Genomic DNA, 23,179 nt, shown 5'->3' with positions numbered 1-23,179 from the left:
CAAATACTTCGCTTAAAACCGTCTACTCCATTTCCACTCCCACTTCCAACCTTTTTCCTCCAGCAAAATTGGATGGTAGGCCATAGCCGCTTTAGCAGTAGGTGCATCAAAAAATCGTTGATCATCAGTCAAAATTGCCTTTTGATTTCCCTTCTCATCAATCCAAACCAAATCCATTACTGCGGAGGGTATTTTTCGAGAATAATGGGAATCCTCCTTTTCAAGCCTGCTTTTCAAACTCCAATCAATTTCAAAGCCATTGGGAGAAACTTCAGGAGCAGGAATATCATAATGAGCGCTTTGGGTTTTTATCCAAATAAAAAATTCACGCAATAAATTCAATCCCGGATTTTTCAATTGACTGGATCTGAAATCCTCTGGTTCAATCGAACTGATCACATGGAGCATTTTTCGGGAACGTGTAATAGCCACATTTAAACGATTCTCAGCTCCCAGTTTACCTAATAAGCCAAAATTGGTGACCAATTTCCCTTCTCGGTTCGGTGCATATCCCAAAGACAAGATGACCTGATCGAACTCATCTCCCTGCACATTTTCGATATTTCGTACTTTGATTCGAGGGCTTTGAATTCCAGCTTCCCATAGCATTTCTCGAATCAACTCCATTTGAAAATAATTCCCTGTTACAATTCCAATCGTATCAAGAGGAGCTTTGGTTTGGATTTGCCTAACACGTTCGACGACTTTATCCGCTTCTGAACGATTTACCTGGTTCTCCCAAATTCCCTCTATTTTCTCCCATGAAAAAGGGGAATTCGCGGCCAATACAGTTGAATAGTCTGGTAAAGTTTCTAATCGGTTTCCATAAAAATGAGAATTAGAAAAATAAATCAAGCCTGGGTCTGCAGATCGATAATGACCTCTTAATTGAAGGTTTTCAAAAAAGTGAGCTGCTAATTCCAATAGGGATTCTGCTTCATATTCCATTCCCTCTTCTTCACTTTCCCACTTGACTTGGTAGAAATCCGAAGGTCGGAGTTGTTTGGAGTCACCGGCAACTACCACTTGCTTCCCTCTTAACATTGCGGGTAGTCCACGCTCTACCAAGCATTGAGAAGCTTCATCAAAAATCACCAAATCAACTACCTGCTTATCGGGGAATACGGCTGAAACGGTTTCAGGGCTTCCTAGCCAACAAGGCATTACCCTGAAAACCTCTTCTCCCAATTCCTCCACCAACTTTCGAATGGACCATCGTTGACGCTTTTTGGACACCTGATGGTGTAAATCACGATAGGTTAGCCGATTTCCAAGACGATTATATTCAAGATGCTCACTTACCTGTTCCCTCAGTTTCAACAAGGCCAAATGCTTGGAATTTTCTCGCTTCCGAAGCAAAGCTTCTTTTAGTTCTTTCATTTCTTGAACCAAGGTCAAAGACCCGATTTGAGCTAATTGAGGAGCTTGTTTTTCTAGTTCATCTATCCAGGCCAACCGCCATGAATTCCAGAAAATCCAGATTCTTTTTTCCAACCTTTCATCAGAAAAGTCATTTGAAAGTTGGTAGCCCAAGTCTTTTACTGTCCAATTTTCTAAAAATTGATCAAAGGATTTTAGTTCTAAAAAAATAGCTGGCCAATTCAACGTGTTTTCTGGAAAAACCTGTTCCAATCCCTGCTGAATAATAGCTTGAACTTGTTCTAGGCGGAGCCATGCTTTCCATGATAAAAGGTTCTCTTGGAGCTTGATACTAAATTGATGGAAAGAATGAAGTTGATTGAAAAAATCGGAATGAGATAAACTATGAAAGTTATGCAGGTCAAGGCTTTTTCCTACCTCTTCCCATAAATTAACCAAAAGAAGTACATTCTCAACTCTTTGTAAATCAGATTTATAATCCCCTGAAAGTTTAAAGTGTGAAAGAGCAGGAAGATTTTTAATCTTATTTTCGACCGCTATTCGAGATAAGCATTCCACTTGTATATCCTGTAAAACAGGAGTGTGAAAATCTTGATTTCGACCCTTCAACATCTCAGAGATCAAAGGATATTTTTGCTTCGAAAATCGAAATTTAAGTTTTCCAATTAAGGATTGGCTTTTAGGAATAGCCGCTGCAAGTTCTTCTTCGAGAGCGGTCAAATCATTTGGAAAAGAATTTGACCAATTGGCTGATTCATTGACAGCATAGGCTAATGCTTTGTGGATTTGTTGAATTTTTTCCAACAATTCTGAATTAAAAATCAATTTCGTCCCCAATTCCTTATCAGCAATTTGATCAAAAGCATCAAGCAATTGTTTGACTTTGGAAAAAAAATCTTGGTCATTCCAAAGTACAGAGATTAACTCATGAATAAATTTCTCGCGAAATGGCTGAGGTATATTTTGGCGAAAGTCCTCTACTTCTAAAAGCGCCAGTTTAATTTGAGCAAAATCGGCAGATCCAGTATCTGCAAAAGAAACCCTATTACTCCAAAAACCTTGATGAAACTTTTCATTGTATTTATCAAAGATTTCGTAATCCCTATCGAATTGTTTAGCCTGCTCAAAATTAAGCTGAATCAGGTTTGGATTAGACAAATGGGCTTGTTGAAAGTCAGCATCCAAATACATGGCCTTTATCGGTAAGCCGGCTTTTTCCACATCAAAGAGGGCTTTTCTCAAATCCTCAAACTTTCCCGATAGTCTTGAAATAGTCTTTGAAAGCTGTAGAATCTCGCGCTCCAACTGGATAGCATTGATTCCTCGGTTTTGAGTTTGATAATCTTCAATGGATTCAATCTGAGTTCGGATTTTTTCAAAAAGTGCCTTTTGGTCTCCCCTGAAATCATGAACCAGGGCTAAGAAGGGCCCAAAACCCTTTTCCGCAAGACGCTCATACACTACATCCAAAGCTGCTCTTTTTTGGGAGACAACCAGTACCTTTTTCCCTCGAGCGATGTAGTCAGACAAAAGGTTGGCTATCAATTGCGATTTACCAGTTCCAGGAGGGCCTTGTATCACCAAATTTTTTCCTTCCCGAACCTTTGTCAAAGCCAATTCCTGAGAGGAATCCAGAGGAAAAACAGGAAATAAATTTTCTTCACGGATTTCAGCTTTATGATTATTGGTTGAAAAAAAGTCTTGAAACAACTCTTCCAAAGATGTATTGGGATACTGGAAAAGCAGGGATTCATAATCTGAAAAAAGAAAACTTCCCTTTTGCGCTAATTGTCCCAAAACCGCATAAGGTTTCAAGCTGATTTTTCCTTCAGAAAACTGCTGTTGATCTAGCGAAAGCTGGGAATTAGGAAATGGGATTAGTCGATCTTCCAGCAAATTTGATTGGACTTGAGTAGCTAAGTTCTCGGGAATAATTCGGGCAAGAGCGGTACGGAACTCCAAAGAATCTTTAGAGAAGGAATCCAGTAAATCCTCAGTCAAGGAATGAGAAACATCTTGCTTGGTGGCATGCTTCCATGCTAGAAAAAAAGCAGAGTTCCATTGCCAATTTCCTTGAATTTGGAGCGTCCATTCTCCTTTTTCTTTCTTTAATTGTAGAGGTTTCAGCAACAAAGGAGCTCTGATCACCTGTCCGTTGATAAGCTTTCCTTCCGCAAAAAGCCAGGAAATATAGAGGCTATTTTCCCCTGTTTCTTCCTGTGTCATTTGATCCCTAAATGCGATTCTTGACAATAATTTGGAAAGCTGATTGACCTCTCCCAAGCGCGGATCAAACTCAGGTAAGATAGGAATTTCTTTTTTACCCTGAATTAATTTTCGGATGATTTCAAAGGCGGATTCTCCATTTAAAAAGTCTAGATTCATTAAATCAATCATCCCATAACCTTCCATTTTAGGCAAATACAGAGACCTGTTTTTTGTAGACAGGTCTGTAAGCCGATGGAGATAAGTTTGGAATATCGATTCTGGCATTTATTTAAATGGCGAGTCTTTTTCTTTGGCCATCTGATTATAGACAATTCCGTCGAGAATTCCCGGCATCCATTTATTCAGAAATACAGCTAGTTTTCCTTGAGAAGTCAAAACAATATCCCGCTTCCTTTTAATAGTAGCCTTCAAAATATGCGCTGCAACTTCCTCAGAAGTCATCATCTTGGATTCATCCCGTGGTGATTCTCCTTGGGAAGAGCCATCCGCAGTCAAAGCAGTATTCCGGATGTTGGAGGCGGTAAACCCAGGAGCCACAACCAAGACATGAACACCCTTTTTCATCACCTCTGTTCGCAAGGCTTCAAAAAAACCATTCATGGCATATTTACTGGCCGTATAGGCGGTACGTGCTGGCGTTCCTCGATAGCCATTAATAGATGACACACCGATAATGGACCCTTTAGATTCTAAAATTGCAGGAAGGCAAAACTTGGTCGCATAGACTGTTCCCCAGAAATTGGTATCCATGACCTTCCGAAAAACATCCAGATCCAAATCCTGAAAAAGAGCCCGCATGGAAATCCCTGCATTATTGATGAGGACATCTATCCTTCCAAAATTCTTTAAAGTTTCCTCAGCCATCCGCTGATTATCAGACTCCGAACCGGCATCTGCTAAAATGGGCAATACCTCAAATCCCATATTCCGAAGATTCGAAGTGGTATTTTCCAATTTTTGAGGGTTTCTTCCTGTAATTGCCAAATTTGCCCCTTCTCTACCAAATACCTCCGCACAGGCTTCACCGATCCCGGATGTAGCCCCGGTAATGATTACAACTTTGTCTTTGAATTTCATGGATAAAATTTGATGGGTAAAGATAGGGATTAGGAAGGAAAGGATGAATCGGAATCAAATCGCCCTTTTTCCCTAATTTTGCAGCCATGTCGAGAAAAATGAAGAATAAGGTCATCACAAACCTTTTGATTGAGCGAATTGCTTCGGAAGGAAAATGTGTAGGACATCATGAGGGTAAGGTAGTATTCGTCTCCAATGTAGCCCCTGGAGATGTGGTAGATGTTCGAATTACCCGTGGAAAAAGTTCATTTATGGAAGGGGAAGCCGTCCATTTTCATGAATTCTCCAAAGACCGAATCGAACCTTTTTGCTCTCATTTTGGGGTATGCGGAGGATGCAAATGGCAACACATCAATTATGAACTTCAGAAAACCTACAAACGGCAGCAAGTAGTGGATCAATTCCAACGAATCGCTAAAGTACCAATCCCTGAAGTTGCTCCTATTCTCGGCTCTGCAGAAACGCAGTATTATCGAAACAAACTTGACTTTACTTTTTCCAATTCACGTTGGCTGACTCGAGAGGAAATCAACTCCGGGAAAGAATTTGAGCGGAATGCATTGGGATTCCATATTCCAAAAATGTTTGACAAGATCGTGGATATCGAACATTGCTACTTGCAAGGTGGAATTTCTAACGATGTGAGAAACACCCTTCGAGAATTTGCTTTACAGCATCAATTGAACTTTTATGATATCAGAAATCAGGTTGGCCTTCTCCGGAATCTGATCATTCGCACTACCAGTACAGGACAAACCATGGTGATTGTTCAGTTTGGAGAAAATGACCCTGAGTCAATTGCTTTGGTCATGGAGTTTTTGAAAAATAGATTCCCTGAAATCACCTCCCTTTTGTATGTAGTTAATATGAAGGGAAATGAAACTTTCCACGATTTGGAACTGGTGACCTATGCAGGCCAATCTTTTATCGAGGAAGAAATGGAGGGATTGAAATTTAAAGTTGGCCCAAAATCTTTTTATCAAACCAATTCCAAGCAAGCCTACGAACTTTACAAGGTAGCTAGGGATTTTGCGGAATTGAAGGGAGATGAAGTAGTATATGACCTTTATACAGGAACTGGTACTATTGCCAATTTTGTAGCGAAAAAAGCGAAGCAGGTAATAGGAGTTGAATATGTCGAAGCAGCAATCGAGGATGCAAAACTTAATTCCCAAATCAACGGAATAGAAAACACTTTATTCTATGCTGGCGATATGAAAGACATCCTCAATGAAGAGTTTATTTTTCAACATGCCAAACCAGACGTAGTCATTACTGATCCTCCACGGGCAGGGATGCATGAAGATGTGGTGAATATGCTTTTACGTCTAGAAGCCCCCGCTATAGTCTATGTTTCCTGTAATCCAGCTACCCAAGCTCGAGATGTGGCCTTACTTGCAGAAAAGTATCAGGTGGAACGAATTCAGCCTGTAGATATGTTTCCACAGACCTACCATGTTGAAAATATTGTACGCTTAACACTCAAACCATGATTTCCGATTTTAATGATCCCGAATTAAACGGGAAATATTTGGGTACGATCACTAGTGATTTTGTGAAAATCGCAGATGTCTTAAAAGAGGCTGCTTATCAGGTCAAGTCTCGAGGATTTTCAGATTACCCTATTTTTCCCATTTCCAAAGAAAAACAACCTATTGGGCAGCTTTTTTTGGGTAAAGAAGAAAAAAGCTTGGAATGGAATTATTACATCACTTATGTAGATGAGTTTGTACAACGAAAATTAATCGCAGAAGATGCTTTAGAAGAATTCAAAAAAGCTTACAAAGATCCGGATGAGTTTTGTTGCCTTTTTGTGATGGATGGAGCCTTTACAAGTTTCGTCTATATCCCTTATCCAAATGACTAAAACTTCTCATTGGGTGATTTAACAAATAATTTGATTCCTTATTTCAGCTTAGTACTGAAGAAATGAAATGGGATTTTAATTCAAAAGAAATTTTTGACTATCAGTTAGGCTTTTTAGTTCTAAGACTTTTGTATTTACCAAAGCGATAACCAACATGCAATTGATATCTAAATCCAAATGCCCAGGAATCAAAATTGCCATTAGAATTTAACTCCTTTGTGTCTAAAAGATCGTCCAGCATAGGAAATTTTTCGAGTAAAGCTTCTAATGCTTTTTTCTGGATATCATTAGGATTAAAACTGAGATCACCTTGCAAATTTGTTTTGAAATTATAGTTGGAAAAGGATGGCCCAAAAAACACTAGGTCTATTACAAAACGGTCATTAAAAACAAACTGATACCCCAATTGAGCTCCAAGATTATTAATATTAGTCCTCGAAAGCAACAAAGAGTTTGCCTCCCCATTCTCAACTTGATATTTGATAGTCCTATCCGTTTTAAAGCCTAAGGAAGAAAAATAAGGCCCAATATAAATACCTCGAGGGGCAGAATATTTATTTTCTTTTCGGAGATAAAATCGATATTCCAATCCAAACTTATACCCAGACTTGCTTTCTATCTTATCGCTAATTATTTTTTCTCCTAGATTTACAATATTTGGGAATTCTATATAACCAGCACTTAATACAAAACTTTGCCTTGGGTTTAAGACTCTTTCAAAGGAAAACAATCTTACATTTTTATATAATAAATGATTAGTCAAATCCAGCTTGACCGTATTCTTTCTAATTAAAGAATCTTGGATATTTTGAGCAAAAAGGGAATTAATTAAAAAATGAAAGCAAACAAATAAGAAAAATCCTCTCATAAGGGAATTTAATTGGATCTTATTGAGCATCTAAACTGATTTAATTTTTTCCAAACTATAAAACACCTTATTTATTAATAATTGAATTTTTCTCTGAAAAAAGGTCCTTTCAACTAGTAAAACCTCTCTTTTGGAACTATATATTCTCATCCTATTGATAAAAGGAAAAGCTATCAATAAATCCCATAACCAATAATCAGATAAAGCTAGAACAAAAAATAGAATTAGAAAAAAAGTATTTCAAAGTTCTTGAAGCGAATCACGGCTTTTTTTCGTCCCTAAAAGGAACAAAATAATTAATACCACTATGTTTAAATCCACACGGATTAGATTTCAATCATTTAAAATCAAGGCGGCTGCCATGGCATCTATAGCCATTTTGGGAACTTCCTGTTTGAATGATATTGACACACCAATTAGCACCCCAGCTGCTTATGTTTCCATTTATCAAAGCTCCCCTGATGCTCCGGATATGGAAATTTTCGCGGATGAAAATCGAGTCACAACCCAACCATTGGGATTCTCTGAATTTATTGCCTATTCACCTTTTTTTACCGGAGAGCGAAAATTTCGATTTCTAAACTCCTTGACAGGTGAAAACCTTTTAGAACAAAATCTCCAACTTGAAGTCGATGAAATTTATTCCCTATTCGTTTTAGATCGTTCGGACAATCTGGACTCAAAGCTTGTCAAAGATGAATGGGAAGTTCCAAAAGAAGGTTTCGCTCAAATCCGCTTCGCCCATCTATCTCCAGATGCTGGCGAGCTTTTTATTGAATTCTCAGGATTGGAAACTCCCATCACTCCAAACACGAATTTTAAAGATGTCACCAATTTTGGAGAGGTAGAAAAAGGAACATTTGACATTCGGGTCAAATCGGTTGAATCAGGAGAATTATTAATTGAAATAAAGGATGTTGAAATCAAAGAAAAGAATGTGTATACCCTTCTTTTGAAGGGGCTATATAAAGAACTTGCCAACCCCCATTCCATGGACCTGCAATTGATTACCAACTATTTTGATTTTTAAATACCACAAAAAATCCCGGAGAATCTCCGGGATTTCTTCTTTTTGTTTCTTTCTGATTTTTAATTCTTATTACACTAAACTAGTACTTTATAAAACTTTTATTATTCTATTGATAATCAATATTTAATGATCAATTAAATAAAGTCATCATCAAAGTATTTTTTTATCAAAGTCCAATTTTAATTCCGGGCTAACTTCTGGATTGAATCGAATCTCTTTACTTCTTTCCTGACATAAAATTAACCTTGAAGCTGGCACCCACCATACCCGGGTTTTCAACAAAACCTGAAAAATCTGTGAGAGGCAAATTATAAAAAGGCATCAATAAATAATTCATCTGTTTGCTCTGAAGAACCCGAATGTTTAAGCCAAAATTCAATGTAGCCAGGGGATAAAACTGCTGATTTGAAGAAGGTAAATTTGTCGTCTGTACTACTGACTCCTGCCGAATCGACGAACTATTGATCCCATCCCCTGCTACTACAACTTGCCTGTTTACAATGGACTCCAAATCGACTTCCTGGTCAAGAGAAATGATGTTTGAAAAGCCAGCTCTAATTGAAAGTGACTGGTTTCTGGTAAGCGGATATTGGACAAAAAATGGAATATCCATTTGAGCTTGGCTCAATAGAATTTTATCATTAGATGGAGCCATTGAACTCGCAAGCGCATTTGCTGGGGTCACGGTAAATTGACTTTCCTGATTGAGCGCACTAAAAGCTAAACCTGTACCAATCTGAAGTTTTTCTGTTACCCCAAGTGCCATAGCCAATCCCATCCCCAAGCTAGAGCTGATGATCTCAGCACTTTGTTCCCCATTGCTTGAACCAAATGCAGGTGAAAGGCCTACCTCCCATTTGATAGGAGATGTGGATTTATCCTTTTGAAGCACAGCTAAATTTGATTTTGGCAAATAAACGGAGCGTTCCAATAGAGGCCTCTCTGCTAGTTCTCCACTAATCTGATTTGGAAAAATCGGTCGCTCTGTGATATAAGGCAACTCATTCAAACGATCCTTCTTTTCAAAAGATAGAGCATATAACCCCGTGGGATTTTTAGATTGAAAGGCATTAGCAGACTGATCCCCATCGTTGATAGTTTGCTTTTCGATTGCATCAAATTCTTGACTTACTAGGTTCGACTGCTTTTCTATTAGATCTTCTTGAGTGAATTCATTAGGATCTGTAGATGGAGTTTTGTTAGCTTGACGGCTAGATTCATTTCCCATTCCAATAGACTCCGAGTTCTCCTCCACCAGATTTTCACCTGAAATAACTTGGGCTACTTCTGGAACCAATTCCAATTCTGAGGAAGGCTCTTGGACCATCCACCACCAAGCCATTCCCATCACCAAAGAGGCTGCAATCCCGGTAGAAATAAGTTTCCACCAAGGCAAAAACCCTCCGGTTCTTTTTTTATCAAAGGCCTCCCAAGCACCTATTTCGTATGGATGAAAGCTTTCCTCCTGATGTTTTTTGAGGGACTTTGCTATTTCTTTAGCCAGCTTATCTTCCTGCATATTCTTTCAAATGAGTGTAAACTAATTGACGCAGTCGGGATTTGGCTCGGGCCAAATACACTCGGGAGGAGCTTTCTGTGATTCCGAGTTTTTCCCCTATCTCTCGATGACTGTATCCTTCTACTTCATATAGGTTAAAGACCAATTTATGGTCCTCCGGCAACTGATGCAGCAAATTGACCAAGTCTTCATAAGCCAAGGCACTGAGGGCATGTACTTCGTGATATACCTCATTTTGCTCTGTGATGTCTTGCTGCATGGCGTATTTTTTATTTCTTCTATACCAGTCAATGGCCGCATTGACGGTAATTCGCCTCAACCATGCTTTGACTGATTGATATCCATCAAGGTTTTCTATGGAAGCGAAGAATTTCAGAAACGAATCATGAACGATTTCCTTCGCCAAATCCGAATCCTTGGCGTAGGACAAACTGATACTCATGACATAGCCATAGTATTTTTTAAAAAATAATTCCTCATACTTAGACGATCGACGTTTACAACCGTCAATCAATTCCTCGTCAGACCAATTCAACAGTATAGAATTCTATAATAGGTTTTTCTAACGTCCCTCTTTTGTATTTGGCTTCGGATTTGAATAACCACTTTTATTAGAACGTTAAAATTTGATGATTCGCTACAGCAACTTAAAAAATTGAGATCCAATTTAATTTCATTTCCTTAGGAATAATTAATTCATTACAAACAAAAAAGCCACTCATCTGGAGTGGCTTTTTTTTAATTTATATGTTGTTTCCTTTATCTGATAAACAACATTTCACGGTATTTCACAAGTGGCCAGCTTTCATCGTCCACCAACAATTCCAATTTATCAACTGCATAACGGATTTTATCAAAGAAGGCTTCCTTCACTTCCTTCTGATAACCCTTCGCACGCTTAATCACATCTTCCTCTTTATTGAGTTTTCGTCGGGCATCAATCATAGCGTTGACATTTGACTTCAAGGATTCAATGTGTTTAGAAACCTCTTTGATTGTTTCCACTGCAGCAGAATTATCCAAACCAAGTCCTTTAAGACCATTTGCATTTTGGATCAATTTGTTTTGATACAAGATGGCAGTTGGAATCACATGGTTCAAGGCCAAGTCTCCCATCACGCGGCTTTCGATCTGAACCTTCTTCATGAAGTTCTCCAACATGATTTCATGTCGTGCATGAACTTCCAAATCGTTCATTACATTGTGACGAGCGAATAGCTCCTTGGTAGATTTCTTAGTGTAAACATCCAAAGCATCTGGGGTACTCTTCAAGTTAGAAAGTCCTCGCTTTGCAGCTTCTTTTTCCCACTCTTCAGAATAACCATCGCCTTCGAAACGGATCTTCTTAGAATCTTTAATGTATTTTCTCAATACATTGACAATCGCAATTTTCTTCTCCTTACCTGCATCAATTTCTTTCTGAATATCCTTAGCCATTTGCTTTAGAACTTCAGCAACAATTACGTTCAAAGTTGCCATCGGCCCTGCAGAGTTTGCACTTGAACCCACCGCACGGAATTCGAATTTATTTCCGGTAAAGGCAAATGGAGAAGTTCTGTTTCGGTCGGTATTGTCAAGGATGATTTCTGGAATTTTGGAAATACCAAGCTTCATGTACATGTTGTCCCCTTTTTCAATCTTGATATTTCCGTTTTTCTCCAATTCATCCAAAACAGCTGTTAAGGTTTCACCCAAGAAAACAGAAATGATAGCAGGAGGTGCTTCGTTTGCTCCCAAACGGAAGTCGTTTCCAGCAGAAGCGATACTTGCACGAAGTAAATCTGCATTGTCATATACCGCCTTCACAGTCGCCACCAAGAAGGTCAAAAACTGAAGATTTTCACGAGCGGAGTTACTTGGCTGGAACAAGTTAACACCTGTATCTGTAATCAAGGACCAGTTGTTGTGCTTTCCGGAACCGTTTACTCCCGCAAAAGGCTTTTCATGGAACAAGACTTTCAATCCGTGCTTTTCAGCCACTTTATCCATCAAGTCCATTAACAATTGGTTGTGGTCAACTGCTTTGTTGATTTCTTCAAAAACAGGAGCAACCTCAAACTGTCCTGGAGCAACTTCATTGTGTCTGGTAGAAACAGGGATACCTAGCTTATGGGCTTCGATTTCAAAGTCCATCATGAAATCCTTCACGCGTGTAGGAATAGAACCAAAATAATGGTCTTCCAATTGCTGGCCCCGAGCAGGGTTATGTCCAAAAACAGTTCTTCCCGCCATTACCAAATCAGGGCGTGCAGAAAATAATGCTTTGTCAATTACAAAGTATTCCTGCTCTACACCTAGAGAAGGAGAAACCTTACGAACATTTCGGTCAAAAAGCTGACAAATTGCAACTGCAGCTTCATTCACAGCTTCTAATGACTTTAACAAAGGAGTTTTGTAATCCAATGCCTCTCCTGTGTAAGAAACGAAGATGGTTGGAATACAAAGCGTCTTATCAAAAATGAAAATTGGAGAGGATGGATCCCAAGCCGTATACCCTCTTGCTTCGAAAGTAGAACGGATACCACCATGTGGAAAGGAGGATGCGTCAGGCTCTTGCTGAACCAAAGCAGATCCTTTGAATTTTTCTAATCCAGCATGTGCATCGAAAAATGAATCATGCTTTTCCGCTGTAGAACCAGTCAATGGCTGGAACCAGTGGGTGTAGTGCGTAACCCCTTTAGATAAAGCCCAAGTCTTCACAGCAGAAGCAACTTCCTCCGCTGTAGCAGTATCGATCTTGGATCCTTTATCTACGGCCTCCATCACTTTTTTGAATACGGAAGGAGCCAAAGACTGCTTCATTTGACTTAAACCAAACACATTGGTTCCGAAGAAGTCAGAGATTTTTAAAGCTGGTGCTTCTACTTTAACCCGAGGTCTGGTCTGAACCATCGAAAGGGATTGTTGTCTTAATGTTGCCATATCTACAATAGTGGTTTAAAATATTACCCACAAAAATAGAAAAATACTGACTCTAAAAAGCTTTTGACCACTTTTTAACCCACTTTTTTGAAATTTTTACACTTTTTTCAATGGATCATGTGATTTTCAAACCCAAAATCGGAAAAAATTACACTTTTGAACCCTGTTTTTACAAAATTGAAAACAAAATGAGAATGTGTACCTTTGCAGTCTCATTATCAGAAGGGAAATTGTGAAAAAAGTCGCCTTTTATACATTAGGTTGTAAGCTAAACTTCTCCGAAACCTCAACAATTAGCCGCCAATTTGAAGACAGAGGCTATTTAAAAGTTGATTTTCAAGAGAATCCAGACATTTTCATTATCAACACATGCTCTGTCACCGAGAATGCAGATAAAAAATGTAAGAAAATCGTCAAAGAGGCGAAAAAGATTTCCCCTAACTCCTATGTGGCGATCATTGGGTGTTATGCACAATTAAAACCCACAGAAATATCTGAGATTCCCGGAGTCGATGCCGTTCTTGGAGCAGCTGAAAAATTCCGTTTGCTAGAACTCCTCGGTGATTTTGCTAAAGAACAAGAAGCAAAAGTCTTAGCCAGCGAAATCTCGGAGGCCAAGTCATTTAACAATGCCTATTCAATCAATGACCGAACCCGAACTTTCCTAAAAGTGCAGGACGGTTGTAATTATGGATGTGCATTTTGTACCATTCCCCTAGCCCGAGGTAAAAGCCGTAGCAATACCATTGAATCCGTGCTAGAAGCAGCACGGGAAATCGCAGCCACGGATGTGAAAGAAGTAGTGTTGACAGGCGTAAATATTGGAGACTTCGGAATTGTGGAAGGTAAGCGCCAAGAGCGATTTGCTGATTTGGTTTTTGCTTTGGACGAAATTGAAGGTATTGACCGATTCCGTATTTCTTCCATCGAGCCAAATCTGCTTACCAACGAAATAATCGAATTTGTTTCCCTTTCAAAGCGATTTGTTCCCCACTTCCACATCCCTCTTCAATCTGGCTCAAATACCATTTTGAGAAAAATGGGTAGAAGATACCTGCGAGAATTGTATGAGGATCGTGTATCCAAAATCAAAACGCTCATGCCACATGCTTGTATAGGAGTAGATGTGATCGTTGGGTTCCCTGGTGAAACAGATGAATTATTTTTAGAGACTTATAACTTCCTGAATGAATTGAATGTCTCTTATCTACATGTCTTTACCTATTCGGAGCGGGCAAATACAAGAGCTGTGGAAATGGATGGAGTCGTTCCGATGAAAAAACGGAATGAGCGTTCTAAAATGCTTCGAATCTTGTCCGAGAAAAAGCGTAGAAAGTTTTACGAGGAAAATCTCCGAAAGACTTACACCGTACTTTTTGAAGAGGACATTGAAAATGGCAAGATGCATGGATTCACCGAAAACTATATTCGAGTGGCCGCCAAGTACGATCCAATGCTTATCAATGAAACCAAATTGGTGACCTTGGATTCAATCAATGATTCCGGAAATGTAGAAGTACTAGAACCAGAAATGGTTTATGAACGACATTAGGCTCGACAAGCTCAGAGATTGGGCTTGTTGAACCCCTATTTTTTCCTAAATTCAACTCGGACTTTAATGTAATTTTTTGTGAGCAAAAACACCCTATCACTGATTAAGGACGAACCTTGGTTGGAGCCATTTGCTCCAATTATTCAAAGACGATACGAGCGTTACCAAAAAGCCCTTCATTTGATCAATGAATCCATGGGGAGCATTTTGGAATTCGCCAATTTCCATACTTACTATGGCGTCCATTTCGAACCCGTTCGGAAAGGTTGGATTTACCGCGAGTGGGCACCTGCTGCACGCCAACTCTACCTGATGGGAGATTTTAATTGGTGGGATCGGGAATCTCATCCCATGAAAAGAAACCATCGAGGGGATTGGGAAATTTTTCTTCCCTATAAGCAATACAAGCATACGTTTATTCATGGAAGTAATATCAAAGTCCGAGTAATAGACGCAAAAGGAAAAAGCTTGGACCGCATCCCAGCCTATATCCGAAGGGTGGTTCAGGATGATAAAACCCATGATTTTACCGGACAGCTTTGGTTTCCAAAGGAGCCTTTCCAATGGACTGATTCAAATTTTTCTTTGAAAGAAATAGCTCACATGCCCTTGATTTACGAATGTCATGTGGGCATGGCTCAAGAAAAATTAGGAGTTGGTTCTTATAAAGAGTTTGAGGAATTGATTCTTCCTCGAATAAAAAGTGCGGGATACAACGCCATCCAAATGATGGCAGTTATGGAGCATCCTTATTATGGTTCTTTTGGCTATCACGTTTCCAACTTCTTTGCGCCCTCTTCACGATTTGGCACCCCAGAAGAACTCAAATCTTTAATCAACACTGCACACCAAATGGGTATTGCCGTGATTATGGATATCGTTCATTCGCATGCTGTCAAAAACGTAAATGAAGGATTGAATGAGTTCGATGGAAGTGATCATCAATACTTCCATCCCGGAGAACGTGGCTATCATGAAGGCTGGGACTCTAAGCTTTTCGACTACGGGAAATGGGAAGTACAGGAATTCCTTTTATCCAACATCCGGTATTGGATGGAAGAATTTCATTTTGATGGATTCCGATTTGATGGGGCTACTTCTATGCTCTACCATCACCATGGACATGTATCTTTTGATTCTGCAGAAAAATACTTCGATGAAGGCGTTGATGATGATGCACTCCTATATTTTCAATTAGCCAATACGGTGATCCATCAGTTAAATCCAAATGCCATCTCTATAGCAGAGGAGGTCAGCGGAATGCCAGGTCTTTCCCGAAAAATTGAAGATGGGGGAATTGGCTTTGATTTCCGTTTGGCAATGGGGATTCCGGATTTTTGGATCAAAACACTGAAACACAAACTGGATGAACAATGGGATCTCTTTGAGTTGTGGCATGAATTGACCAATCGCCCTAAAAAAGAGAAATCCATCGCCTATGCTGAAAGTCATGATCAGGCCTTGGTTGGTGACAAATCCCTGGCTTTCTGGCTGATGGACAAGGAAATGTATACATCGATGTCTGTCTTGGATCAAAACCTTGTCGTTGATCGCGGTATTGCCTTGCATAAACTTATTCGCATGCTCACCTTATCGCTGGGTGGAGAAGGCTATCTGAACTTTATTGGCAATGAATTCGGACATCCTGAATGGGTGGATTTCCCAAGAGAAGGCAATAACTGGAGCTACCAATATGCACGTAGACAATGGTCTTTGGTTGATACACCACATCTTCGCTACCAGCAATTAGATGCTTGGGACAAAGCCATTATTCAACTGGCCAAAAACTATGAGCTACTCGCACAACCTCAAGCTCAGCAATTGTACCTTGAGCCAGACAAGAAAATCCTCGCCTACGAGCGGTGTGGATTGGTCTTTGTCTTTTCCTTCCATCCTACCGAATCCTTCTTCGGTTTCCCTATTCGTTTTCCTGAAGCAGGCACCTACCAAATTATTCTTAATTCTGATGAGACAAAATATGGGGGATTCGAGCGCTTAGATAAGAAAATCACTTATGCCACAGACAAAAATCAAGAGGCACATCTGTACATTCCAAACCGCGTTGTGATGGTTTTCAAGAAGAAAGGTTAATTTAAATAGTGAATTCTAACCTATTCTCGTGATATCATACCTAAGGTTCATTTTCATAAAATTTCTACTACTCCTAGCCCTTCCAGTTTTGGCCCAAGAAACCATTTGTCTTTCACCTGCACATTCGCATAAAATAGATTCCAAGTATTTAAATGAAACACGGGAATATTGGGTAGCACTTCCTCTGAATTATTCAGACTCCGTTTCTTATCCAGTCATTTTTGTCCTCGATGCCGAATGGAGATTTGAATTGGTACGCCAGATAGCTTTTGATTTGGGAGGACACCAAAAGATTGAAAAATCAATAATTGTGGGGATACCTCATGTAGAAGTAGAACATAAAAGAGGTCAGGATTTGACATTTAGCCATTCTCAAGTTGAATTCGATGGAGAAAAAGTGGATTGGTATAATGAACAAAATTCCGGTAGTGCAGAAAAATTTTATAATTATCTCACAAAGGAATTGATGCCTGACCTCTCAAAAAATTATCTTATTAATAACCATCATACCTTGATTGGTCATTCCTACGGTGGATATTTTGGCGCCTACTTATTGGGTCGCGCACATCCATTTGAAATTCTTCATCTCTATGATCCTTCCATTTGGTATAGCGATGGAGAAGTCACAGAAAAGCTAAAAGGCAACTCTTCCATCAAACCTGTTAAAATCCACCTTACCTACCAACCTAAACCAGAATTTCATAAAAGAAAAATTGAAGAGTTCATTGAAGCGTTAAAGGGAAAAAACGAGTTCATTGATTTGTCGATAGCATTTTATGAACATGAAAATCACTTTTCAATCTTTTTAGATAGCTTTTACAAAGGAATTCAATTGACAAATCAACCGTTAAAGAAGTAGGAATACTTTTAAGACGGTGATCTTATCCATAACCTAATAAATAGTTTCCTATCGATACTCTGAATTTACAGAGAGAGGTCTGCTGAAAATCATCAAAAATTTCCCGCATTTTTATTTCTATTCGCCTCATCCCTTCCGATATTGAAGTCACTAAGCCGATTGCCTATGCCCAGCTGTGCCTTTCTTTCCATAGCCAATACTGAAGGATGGTTTATTGACGACGACCTCGTTCACCCATTTCTTAAATCCCTCGGTTGGGAAATCAAAAATATCCCTTGGAATCAAGATACAAACTGGGAAACCTTTGACTTGGTGGTGATCCGAAGTCCTTGGGATTACCAACAGCATCTGGAAGAATTCATTAAGGTTCTTGAAAAAATTGAAAAATCGCGGGCGGTCCTTTTGAATCCTTTCGATATTGTCAAATGGAATATCCATAAAAACTACCTGTTTGAATTGGAAGAAAAAGGAGTTGAATTAGTTCCCACTATCCGGTTTTCAACCCTAAGCGCTGCGCAACTCGAAGAAGCTTTTAATCAATTCGAATCACAAGAAATAATTGTCAAGCCCTTGGTTGGAGCAAATGCTGACGACACTTTTCGCCTCCAAAAGTCAGTCCCAACTGATTGGGAAAAAGCAATAAAAGTATTTCAATTTAAAGAGGGAATGATTCAGCCTTTTATGGATGCTATCGTAGAAGAAGGAGAGTTTTCACTTATGTATTTTCAAGGGCATTTGAGCCATAGCATTTTAAAGACAGTTGGAGCTGGCGATTTTCGGGTTCAGGAGGAACATGGTGGAGGTGTGATTGCCATCGAAAGCCCTGAATCTTCCATTCTAGCAGCTGGAGAAAAAGCAATGGCCGCCTTGCCTCAAAAGCCATTTTACGCACGTGTAGATTTGGTAAGAACACCAAAAAACACATTTGCATTAATGGAATTAGAGCTCATCGAACCCTGTCTCTATTTTCGATTTGACAGACATTCTCCAGAACGCTTTGCCAACCTTTTGGATGAGTACTGGAAAAATCTTTAAGTTTTTTTTAATCAGAAAGTATGACTGAATTAGAGTTATTAATTGACTTCCACAAAAACGCATTACAACAGGGCCCTGGAAGTGAAGAAGAAACCCGACGGGCATTTGAACTGACAGGACTCGCGAACAAGAAACATTTAAAAGTGGCAGACATTGGATGTGGAACGGGGAATCAGACCTTCACCCTTGCAAAACTCACTGAAGGTGAAATCGTAGCAGTTGACTTATTCCCTGAATTTTTAGAAAAGCTAGAAGATCGTAAAAAGGTGTTCAACCCAATAGCTCAGATCAAAACCTTACAAGCCCCCATGGATCAACTGCCATTTGAACAGCAGGAATTTGATCTTATTTGGTCTGAAGGAGCAATCTATAATATGGGCTTTGAAGCGGGAATCAAGGCCTGGAAGAAGTTCCTTAAACCAAAGGGAATTCTAGCAGTCAGCGAAATCACTTGGATTACACCATCGCGCCCCAGGGAATTGGAAGACTTTTGGAATCAAGAATATCCGGAAATCGACCTTGCTTCCAAAAAGATTAAGCAACTAGAAGAAAATGGCTTCATTCTCAGAGGATACTTTTTCCTAAACCCAGAAAGTTGGGAAAAAAATTATTACCAGCCCATGGAGGAAAGGGTTCCGGAATTTTTGGAGAAACATAAGCATTCAGACTTGGCAAAGGAAATTGTCCAATATAACCTGGAGGAAATTGCCCTTTATCGAAAAAACAAAGACTACTTCAGCTATGGATTTTACATTGCCCAAAAGCATGATTAAGCACCGAAAATGGAAGAATTGTTCCAAATAATTTCTTAACTTCTAAGAAACCATAAAACTTATTCACCATGGCATTGAACTATAAAGTCCACAGGCTAGAAGTCAACCGAGACAACATGCAGGAAAAACTGGAACTGTTTTTAAACAGGCTGAATGGAGAGGTAATTTCTATCATACCAAATGTCAAACCCACTTTTCAATTAATGGGAGCTACGGCAAAAGTGGACTTCCTTTTAATTGTAGAAAAATTCTAGAAATCCTGTCCAACTTCTAAAAATCAAAACTAAGCATCCCCCCTCTTCGGAAAGCCTTTAAGTTAAATTCCGGCATAGCTTTTCCGAAAAAGTATTTTTTCCTCGATTGCTGAAAGAGCTGCTGTATACTTTTAGCCAATACCCCCTCTCCTTTCATTCTTCTACCAAACTGATTGTCTTGTACTTTTCCTCCGTGTAATGTAGCAATCTGATTCATTACTTTTTGACTTCGATCCGGAAAATTTTTCTTAAGCCAGTCTGAAAAAATCTGTTCTAACTTCCCATTCAAGCGAACAACTGTATACCCAGCACCTAGGGCACCTCGTTCCGAAGCGGCTTTAAGGATGGCTGGAATCTCGTGATGATTAAGTCCTGGAATAATAGGTGCGTTCATCACTGAAACGGGAATATTGGCATTTGACAATGCCTCAATGGTAGCTAACCTTTTCTTGGCACTTGCTGTACGTGGTTCCATTTTACGACGAAGCTCTTCATCTAATGTAGTAATAGAAATATATACCTGAACCAATCCTTCGGAAGCCAAATCCTTCAGTAAGTCCAAATCTCTTAAAATCAAACTGTTCTTTGTAATCAACCCTACAGGATGACGAAAACGAGCAAACACCTTCAATAGCTCACGCGTAATCTTCTGATCCTTTTCCAAGGGCTGGTAACAATCTGTATTACCTGACAAAGAAATTGGGCTGACTTTCCAGGATTTACTTAATAACTTATTCTCCAAAAGATTCGGAGCATAAGGCTTGACCATCAATTTGGTTTCAAAATCCAATCCTGCAGAATAACCATAATATTCATGGGAATTCCGGGCATAGCAATACACACAGCCATGTTCACAACCCTGATAGGGATTTAGAGAAAAACTCAAACCCAAATCAGGACTTGTAATTGGATTAACAATGGATTTTGGATGCTCAATCCGAACTTCTGTCTTTGGGTTTTCTAACCAATCCTCATCAATTCCTTCCCAATGTTCTTGAACTATGGACTGTAGCAAAAAGCGATTCTGAGACTGAAGCTGTGCTCCTCTCCCCTTGAAGTAAGAATTATTTTTGTCAATCATTTTATCAAAGTCATGACAATCAGTTTACTAAAACCGAAATGAAAACAAAATCAATTGTCAAAGAATGTCAAGCTACCAATGCACCGATCAAAAAATCAAAAAGGAAAAATCAATAAAGAATGCTGACTGACCGTATGGAAGTCTCTCCAAACTCGATTTAACTCGGAATCTTCTCTGGCAGCCTCTAATCCGGCAAAAGGGTAAAGTTTTGAATTCCATTTGCGACAGGTAGCTGTCATTTTCCGACTGATTTTACTGATAGCATTCAGTTTCTTTGGTGAAATAGATCCTGATTGACCTAATTCCAACCATGCCTTTTCTATCGTTTGATAAAATTCTGAGCGGACTTTCTCTAATTTTCTTTCACCTTTTCTTTCCAGTTTGGAATAAAACTCCAAATACTCCTTCTCCAAACTTTTCCTAGCATTCCTTTTCCAAAAAGCTTCCTTCAACAAAGACTGTAGATGAAAAGTGATCCCCAAAATATTTACTGCCAAAGTTGCCTCTGCAAATTGTTGAAATGGGAACTGATAAATAGGTTCCGGTCGGAAAGTTTTCTTTGGAGATATTTCGAAACAACGATTTTCTGGAACATAAAGGCTATCGGTTTTGAAAGCGTGACTTCCAGTAGCTTTCATACCCATAAAATGCCAAGCATCAAGGATTTCAATTTCGTCTTTTTTCAAAACGAAAGCCTTTACCAAAGGATTTCCAAAAGAATCAGTGACCAGTTTTCCTGCTTCCCAAATTTCACAATTGGCTGTAAAATGGGTTGCATGCAAGACCCCTGAAGCATAGGTCCAATGTCCAGAAATCAAATACTTCTCGCCTTTCTTTTCTGCCTTTCCTCCAACAAAACCGCTACCAGCAAGACAGGAATTGGGATTTTCAAAAACCTCGGTACTAAGCTGGGGGTCAAAAAATCCAACAAACCAAGCAGCTCCAGCACAAAGTGTAACTGTCCATCCGAGACTCCCATCCAATCTGGCTAGTTTTTCTTCAACCTCTAAAGCTTCCGGTAGGCTCAATCCCAACCCATTCAATTCCTTTGGAACAAAAAGTTTAAACCACTTTTGGGCATAGATTTCTTTTAGCCAATCGGAATGCAAACATCCCAGTTGCTCAGAATCTCCAGCCTGTTTTGAATTGAAAATATCCATCCATGCAAAGGAAATAAAAAAAACAGTGACCTGATTTGTCTTCAGGTCACTGAGATTAATACCACTAGCTCACGGAATAAGTTATTTTTTGGATTGAGCTGCAAGCCATTCCATAATGGTGACAGGCTTACCATCTAACATAACCGGAGAGCCGTCAAAATCAGTTCTTGCAGTATTCGCGTGAGAATAAATCCATGACCAGTGACCAGGGTAGAAATAATCATCCCCACCATAAAATCCTGTAATATCTGTTACGTGGTCATAATAGCTAAAGAAGACATTCTTTGCTCCAGCTTCCTTTAAGCGATGATACAAAGGCACGACAGTCACATCAGGTTTGGTTGTATTATCATCTGCAGAATGCACAAACCAAATCGGAACATTCTTGATGGATTTTACTTGCTCATCCGAAATAAATTCATTGCTGTATGCAAGCGCGCTAATATACCCCGCAGCAAAATAATCTGGATGTTCTAAGATCAATTTCAAGGACATATAACCTCCATTGGAACACCCGCCAACATAAATCCGCTTTGGATCAATGCTGGGATTACTTTTAACATATTCATCAATTAAGGCAAAAAGTGCTTCATGATAAACATCTTCTCGATCCCCTCTCGTATAAGTTCCATCTTTAGCTTGCATCCAAAATGTAGGCGATTGAGGTACTAGGACATGAGCACCTCCAAAGAGCACTTGAATTTCATCAGAGGCATAGTTTGCTGCACGATTTCCCAAAAGTGCAATCGTAGGATCCATTCCACCTTCGCCTCCTCCATGTAGCCAAATGATCAAAGGTGTTTTTGGCTGTGGATTTCCAGGGGAAAAAGAGGCATAGGCCAACGTCATTTTATCCTGATAATTGAATGTTGAATTCAATTCAAAATCATCCACAATGGGCATAATTCTACCGGATTCCTGATCCCAGAGCTGCCGATTTTTGGTATTGACTACTGTCACCTGATAATCTATCCAGACATTGGAAGCTCGATTTCCTACCCGCATGTATTGAATAGGTGAGCCAAGAGGTTGGACAGGACTGACTTCCAAAACAAGGGTCAAATGCGAACCATCTTGTTTGCGATTTCCATTTTCGTCTGAAGGATAGGAATAAATTACCGATCTTTTCCCTGAACGTACGTTTTCAGGAATTTCTCCTTCGCTTGAACTTCGGTTTACAAATACTTCGAAATCAGACGGCCTCGCATCTGAAGGAGCATTGGCCAAAATCACTTTTTGAACTGCTGCCCCCCAGTCAAACCCTCCAATCACCAATTTGTAAGAGTCCGCAGCAAAAGCCTTCTCACCTCCTAATGCAAACAAAAAAGAGGAAAGGAAAACCAATAAAATGAGTTGAGATTTATTTTTCATAGGTCAGTTTGAGTTTTAGAAGGAAGATCACAAAATATTCTTTTGAAAATCAGAAAAATTACGCAAGCGGTGATTTCTTTTTCCCTAACTCAATCTGAAATCTAAAAACTA

The 23,179-nt window shown here is 39.4% G+C and carries 18 protein-coding genes; 9 read left to right on the top strand and 9 right to left on the bottom strand.

Annotated elements, in window-relative coordinates; genetic code table 11:
* Positions 1 to 12 precede the first annotated feature (12 nt).
* Together HWE15_RS03835 and HWE15_RS03830 are read right to left on the bottom strand one after the other, a co-directional pair.
* Complete coding sequence (locus HWE15_RS03835) at positions 13 to 3,873, bottom strand: AAA domain-containing protein (protein WP_290506176.1); 3,861 nt, start codon at positions 3,871 to 3,873, stop codon at positions 13 to 15.
* Entirely contained in the window at positions 3,874 to 4,686 is an 813-nt protein-coding gene (locus tag HWE15_RS03830) for an SDR family oxidoreductase (protein ID WP_290506175.1), read from the bottom strand. It abuts the gene before it with no gap.
* Positions 4,687 to 4,772: 86 nt separating this feature from the next.
* Between HWE15_RS03830 and rlmD the strand changes: the two genes are divergently transcribed.
* Entirely contained in the window at positions 4,773 to 6,179 is a 1,407-nt protein-coding gene (gene rlmD, locus HWE15_RS03825; RefSeq protein WP_290506174.1) for a 23S rRNA (uracil(1939)-C(5))-methyltransferase RlmD, read from the top strand.
* Positions 6,176 to 6,553, top strand: a complete 378-nt coding sequence (locus HWE15_RS03820; RefSeq protein WP_290506173.1) for a hypothetical protein — start codon at positions 6,176 to 6,178, stop codon at positions 6,551 to 6,553. The genes rlmD and HWE15_RS03820 overlap by 4 nt, the downstream gene beginning before the upstream one ends.
* A gap of 100 nt (positions 6,554 to 6,653) precedes the next feature.
* On the opposite strand, the gene HWE15_RS03815 is transcribed toward HWE15_RS03820, so the two are convergent.
* Positions 6,654 to 7,421, bottom strand: coding sequence for a hypothetical protein (locus HWE15_RS03815; RefSeq protein WP_290506172.1), 768 nt, complete (start codon positions 7,419 to 7,421; stop codon positions 6,654 to 6,656).
* A gap of 307 nt (positions 7,422 to 7,728) precedes the next feature.
* On the opposite strand from HWE15_RS03815, the gene HWE15_RS03810 reads away from it, so the two are divergent.
* Positions 7,729 to 8,451: a DUF4397 domain-containing protein gene (locus tag HWE15_RS03810; RefSeq protein WP_290506171.1), complete on the top strand. Its 723-nt coding sequence runs from the start codon at positions 7,729 to 7,731 to the stop codon at positions 8,449 to 8,451.
* A gap of 217 nt (positions 8,452 to 8,668) precedes the next feature.
* Here the strand turns inward: HWE15_RS03810 and HWE15_RS03805 are convergent, their stop codons facing one another.
* From HWE15_RS03805 to HWE15_RS03795, 3 genes are all read right to left on the bottom strand, one after another.
* A complete protein-coding gene (locus HWE15_RS03805; RefSeq protein WP_290506170.1) occupies positions 8,669 to 9,970 on the bottom strand; it encodes a hypothetical protein in 1,302 nt (433 codons plus the stop codon).
* Positions 9,957 to 10,505, bottom strand: a complete 549-nt coding sequence (locus HWE15_RS03800) for an RNA polymerase sigma factor (RefSeq protein ID WP_290506169.1) — start codon at positions 10,503 to 10,505, stop codon at positions 9,957 to 9,959. Before HWE15_RS03800 ends, HWE15_RS03805 begins: the two co-directional genes overlap by 14 nt.
* Positions 10,506 to 10,729: 224 nt before the next feature.
* The gene (locus HWE15_RS03795) at positions 10,730 to 12,892 is read right to left on the bottom strand and encodes a glutamine synthetase III (protein ID WP_290506168.1); all 2,163 of its coding nucleotides are present in this window, start codon (positions 12,890 to 12,892) and stop codon (positions 10,730 to 10,732) included.
* A gap of 232 nt (positions 12,893 to 13,124) precedes the next feature.
* On the opposite strand from HWE15_RS03795, the gene mtaB reads away from it, so the two are divergent.
* The 6 genes from mtaB to HWE15_RS03765 all read left to right on the top strand — a co-directional run bounded on the left by mtaB (position 13,125) and on the right by HWE15_RS03765 (position 19,456).
* Positions 13,125 to 14,444 carry a tRNA (N(6)-L-threonylcarbamoyladenosine(37)-C(2))-methylthiotransferase MtaB gene (gene mtaB, locus HWE15_RS03790; RefSeq protein WP_290506167.1) on the top strand — a complete coding sequence of 440 codons (1,320 nt, stop codon included), beginning with the start codon at positions 13,125 to 13,127 and terminating at the stop codon, positions 14,442 to 14,444.
* A 78-nt stretch (positions 14,445 to 14,522) separates the two neighbouring features.
* Positions 14,523 to 16,535 carry an alpha amylase C-terminal domain-containing protein gene (locus HWE15_RS03785; RefSeq protein WP_290506166.1) on the top strand — a complete coding sequence of 671 codons (2,013 nt, stop codon included), beginning with the start codon at positions 14,523 to 14,525 and terminating at the stop codon, positions 16,533 to 16,535.
* 88 nt (positions 16,536 to 16,623) lie between these two features.
* Complete coding sequence (locus HWE15_RS03780; RefSeq protein ID WP_290506165.1) at positions 16,624 to 17,394, top strand: alpha/beta hydrolase-fold protein; 771 nt, start codon at positions 16,624 to 16,626, stop codon at positions 17,392 to 17,394.
* A gap of 165 nt (positions 17,395 to 17,559) precedes the next feature.
* Complete coding sequence (locus HWE15_RS03775) at positions 17,560 to 18,429, top strand: hypothetical protein (RefSeq protein ID WP_290506164.1); 870 nt, start codon at positions 17,560 to 17,562, stop codon at positions 18,427 to 18,429.
* Positions 18,430 to 18,449: 20 nt separating this feature from the next.
* Positions 18,450 to 19,202 (top strand): class I SAM-dependent methyltransferase, encoded by a 753-nt coding sequence (locus HWE15_RS03770; RefSeq protein ID WP_290506163.1) that lies wholly within the window; start codon positions 18,450 to 18,452, stop codon positions 19,200 to 19,202.
* 68 nt (positions 19,203 to 19,270) lie between these two features.
* Positions 19,271 to 19,456 (top strand): hypothetical protein, encoded by a 186-nt coding sequence (locus HWE15_RS03765; RefSeq protein ID WP_290506162.1) that lies wholly within the window; start codon positions 19,271 to 19,273, stop codon positions 19,454 to 19,456.
* 16 nt (positions 19,457 to 19,472) lie between these two features.
* On the opposite strand, the gene HWE15_RS03760 is transcribed toward HWE15_RS03765, so the two are convergent.
* From HWE15_RS03760 to HWE15_RS03750, 3 genes are all read right to left on the bottom strand, one after another.
* On the bottom strand, positions 19,473 to 20,537 hold the full coding sequence (locus HWE15_RS03760) for a PA0069 family radical SAM protein (RefSeq protein WP_290506161.1): 1,065 nt from the start codon (positions 20,535 to 20,537) through the stop codon (positions 19,473 to 19,475).
* A 95-nt stretch (positions 20,538 to 20,632) separates the two neighbouring features.
* The gene (locus HWE15_RS03755; protein ID WP_290506160.1) at positions 20,633 to 21,697 is read right to left on the bottom strand and encodes an acyl-CoA dehydrogenase; all 1,065 of its coding nucleotides are present in this window, start codon (positions 21,695 to 21,697) and stop codon (positions 20,633 to 20,635) included.
* 81 nt (positions 21,698 to 21,778) lie between these two features.
* A complete protein-coding gene (locus HWE15_RS03750; protein WP_290506159.1) occupies positions 21,779 to 23,068 on the bottom strand; it encodes a prolyl oligopeptidase family serine peptidase in 1,290 nt (429 codons plus the stop codon).
* Between the last annotated feature and the right edge of the window lie 111 nt (positions 23,069 to 23,179).

Source organism: Algoriphagus sp., assembly GCF_013373065.1.
In the GTDB taxonomy this organism is placed as follows: domain Bacteria; phylum Bacteroidota; class Bacteroidia; order Cytophagales; family Cyclobacteriaceae; genus Algoriphagus.
Note: the sequence above shows the minus strand (reverse complement) of the source record. Positions and strands in the feature narration are given on the sequence as shown.

What these genes read in the sequence shown, in the direction of transcription:
- HWE15_RS03775 (WP_290506164.1), top strand. Translation starts at nt 17,560, where the DNA reads ATGCCCAGCTGTGCCTTTCTTTCCATAGCCAATACTGAAGGATGGTTT.
- HWE15_RS03810 (WP_290506171.1), top strand. Translation starts at nt 7,729, where the DNA reads ATGTTTAAATCCACACGGATTAGATTTCAATCATTTAAAATCAAGGCG.
- HWE15_RS03750 (WP_290506159.1), bottom strand. Translation starts at nt 23,068, where the DNA reads ATGAAAAATAAATCTCAACTCATTTTATTGGTTTTCCTTTCCTCTTTT.
- HWE15_RS03815 (WP_290506172.1), bottom strand. Translation starts at nt 7,421, where the DNA reads ATGAGAGGATTTTTCTTATTTGTTTGCTTTCATTTTTTAATTAATTCC.
- HWE15_RS03795 (WP_290506168.1), bottom strand. Translation starts at nt 12,892, where the DNA reads ATGGCAACATTAAGACAACAATCCCTTTCGATGGTTCAGACCAGACCT.
- HWE15_RS03805 (WP_290506170.1), bottom strand. Translation starts at nt 9,970, where the DNA reads ATGCAGGAAGATAAGCTGGCTAAAGAAATAGCAAAGTCCCTCAAAAAA.
- HWE15_RS03760 (WP_290506161.1), bottom strand. Translation starts at nt 20,537, where the DNA reads ATGATTGACAAAAATAATTCTTACTTCAAGGGGAGAGGAGCACAGCTT.
- HWE15_RS03820 (WP_290506173.1), top strand. Translation starts at nt 6,176, where the DNA reads ATGATTTCCGATTTTAATGATCCCGAATTAAACGGGAAATATTTGGGT.
- HWE15_RS03835 (WP_290506176.1), bottom strand. Translation starts at nt 3,873, where the DNA reads ATGCCAGAATCGATATTCCAAACTTATCTCCATCGGCTTACAGACCTG.
- HWE15_RS03830 (WP_290506175.1), bottom strand. Translation starts at nt 4,686, where the DNA reads ATGAAATTCAAAGACAAAGTTGTAATCATTACCGGGGCTACATCCGGG.
- HWE15_RS03770 (WP_290506163.1), top strand. Translation starts at nt 18,450, where the DNA reads ATGACTGAATTAGAGTTATTAATTGACTTCCACAAAAACGCATTACAA.
- rlmD (WP_290506174.1), top strand. Translation starts at nt 4,773, where the DNA reads ATGTCGAGAAAAATGAAGAATAAGGTCATCACAAACCTTTTGATTGAG.
- HWE15_RS03765 (WP_290506162.1), top strand. Translation starts at nt 19,271, where the DNA reads ATGGCATTGAACTATAAAGTCCACAGGCTAGAAGTCAACCGAGACAAC.
- HWE15_RS03755 (WP_290506160.1), bottom strand. Translation starts at nt 21,697, where the DNA reads ATGGATATTTTCAATTCAAAACAGGCTGGAGATTCTGAGCAACTGGGA.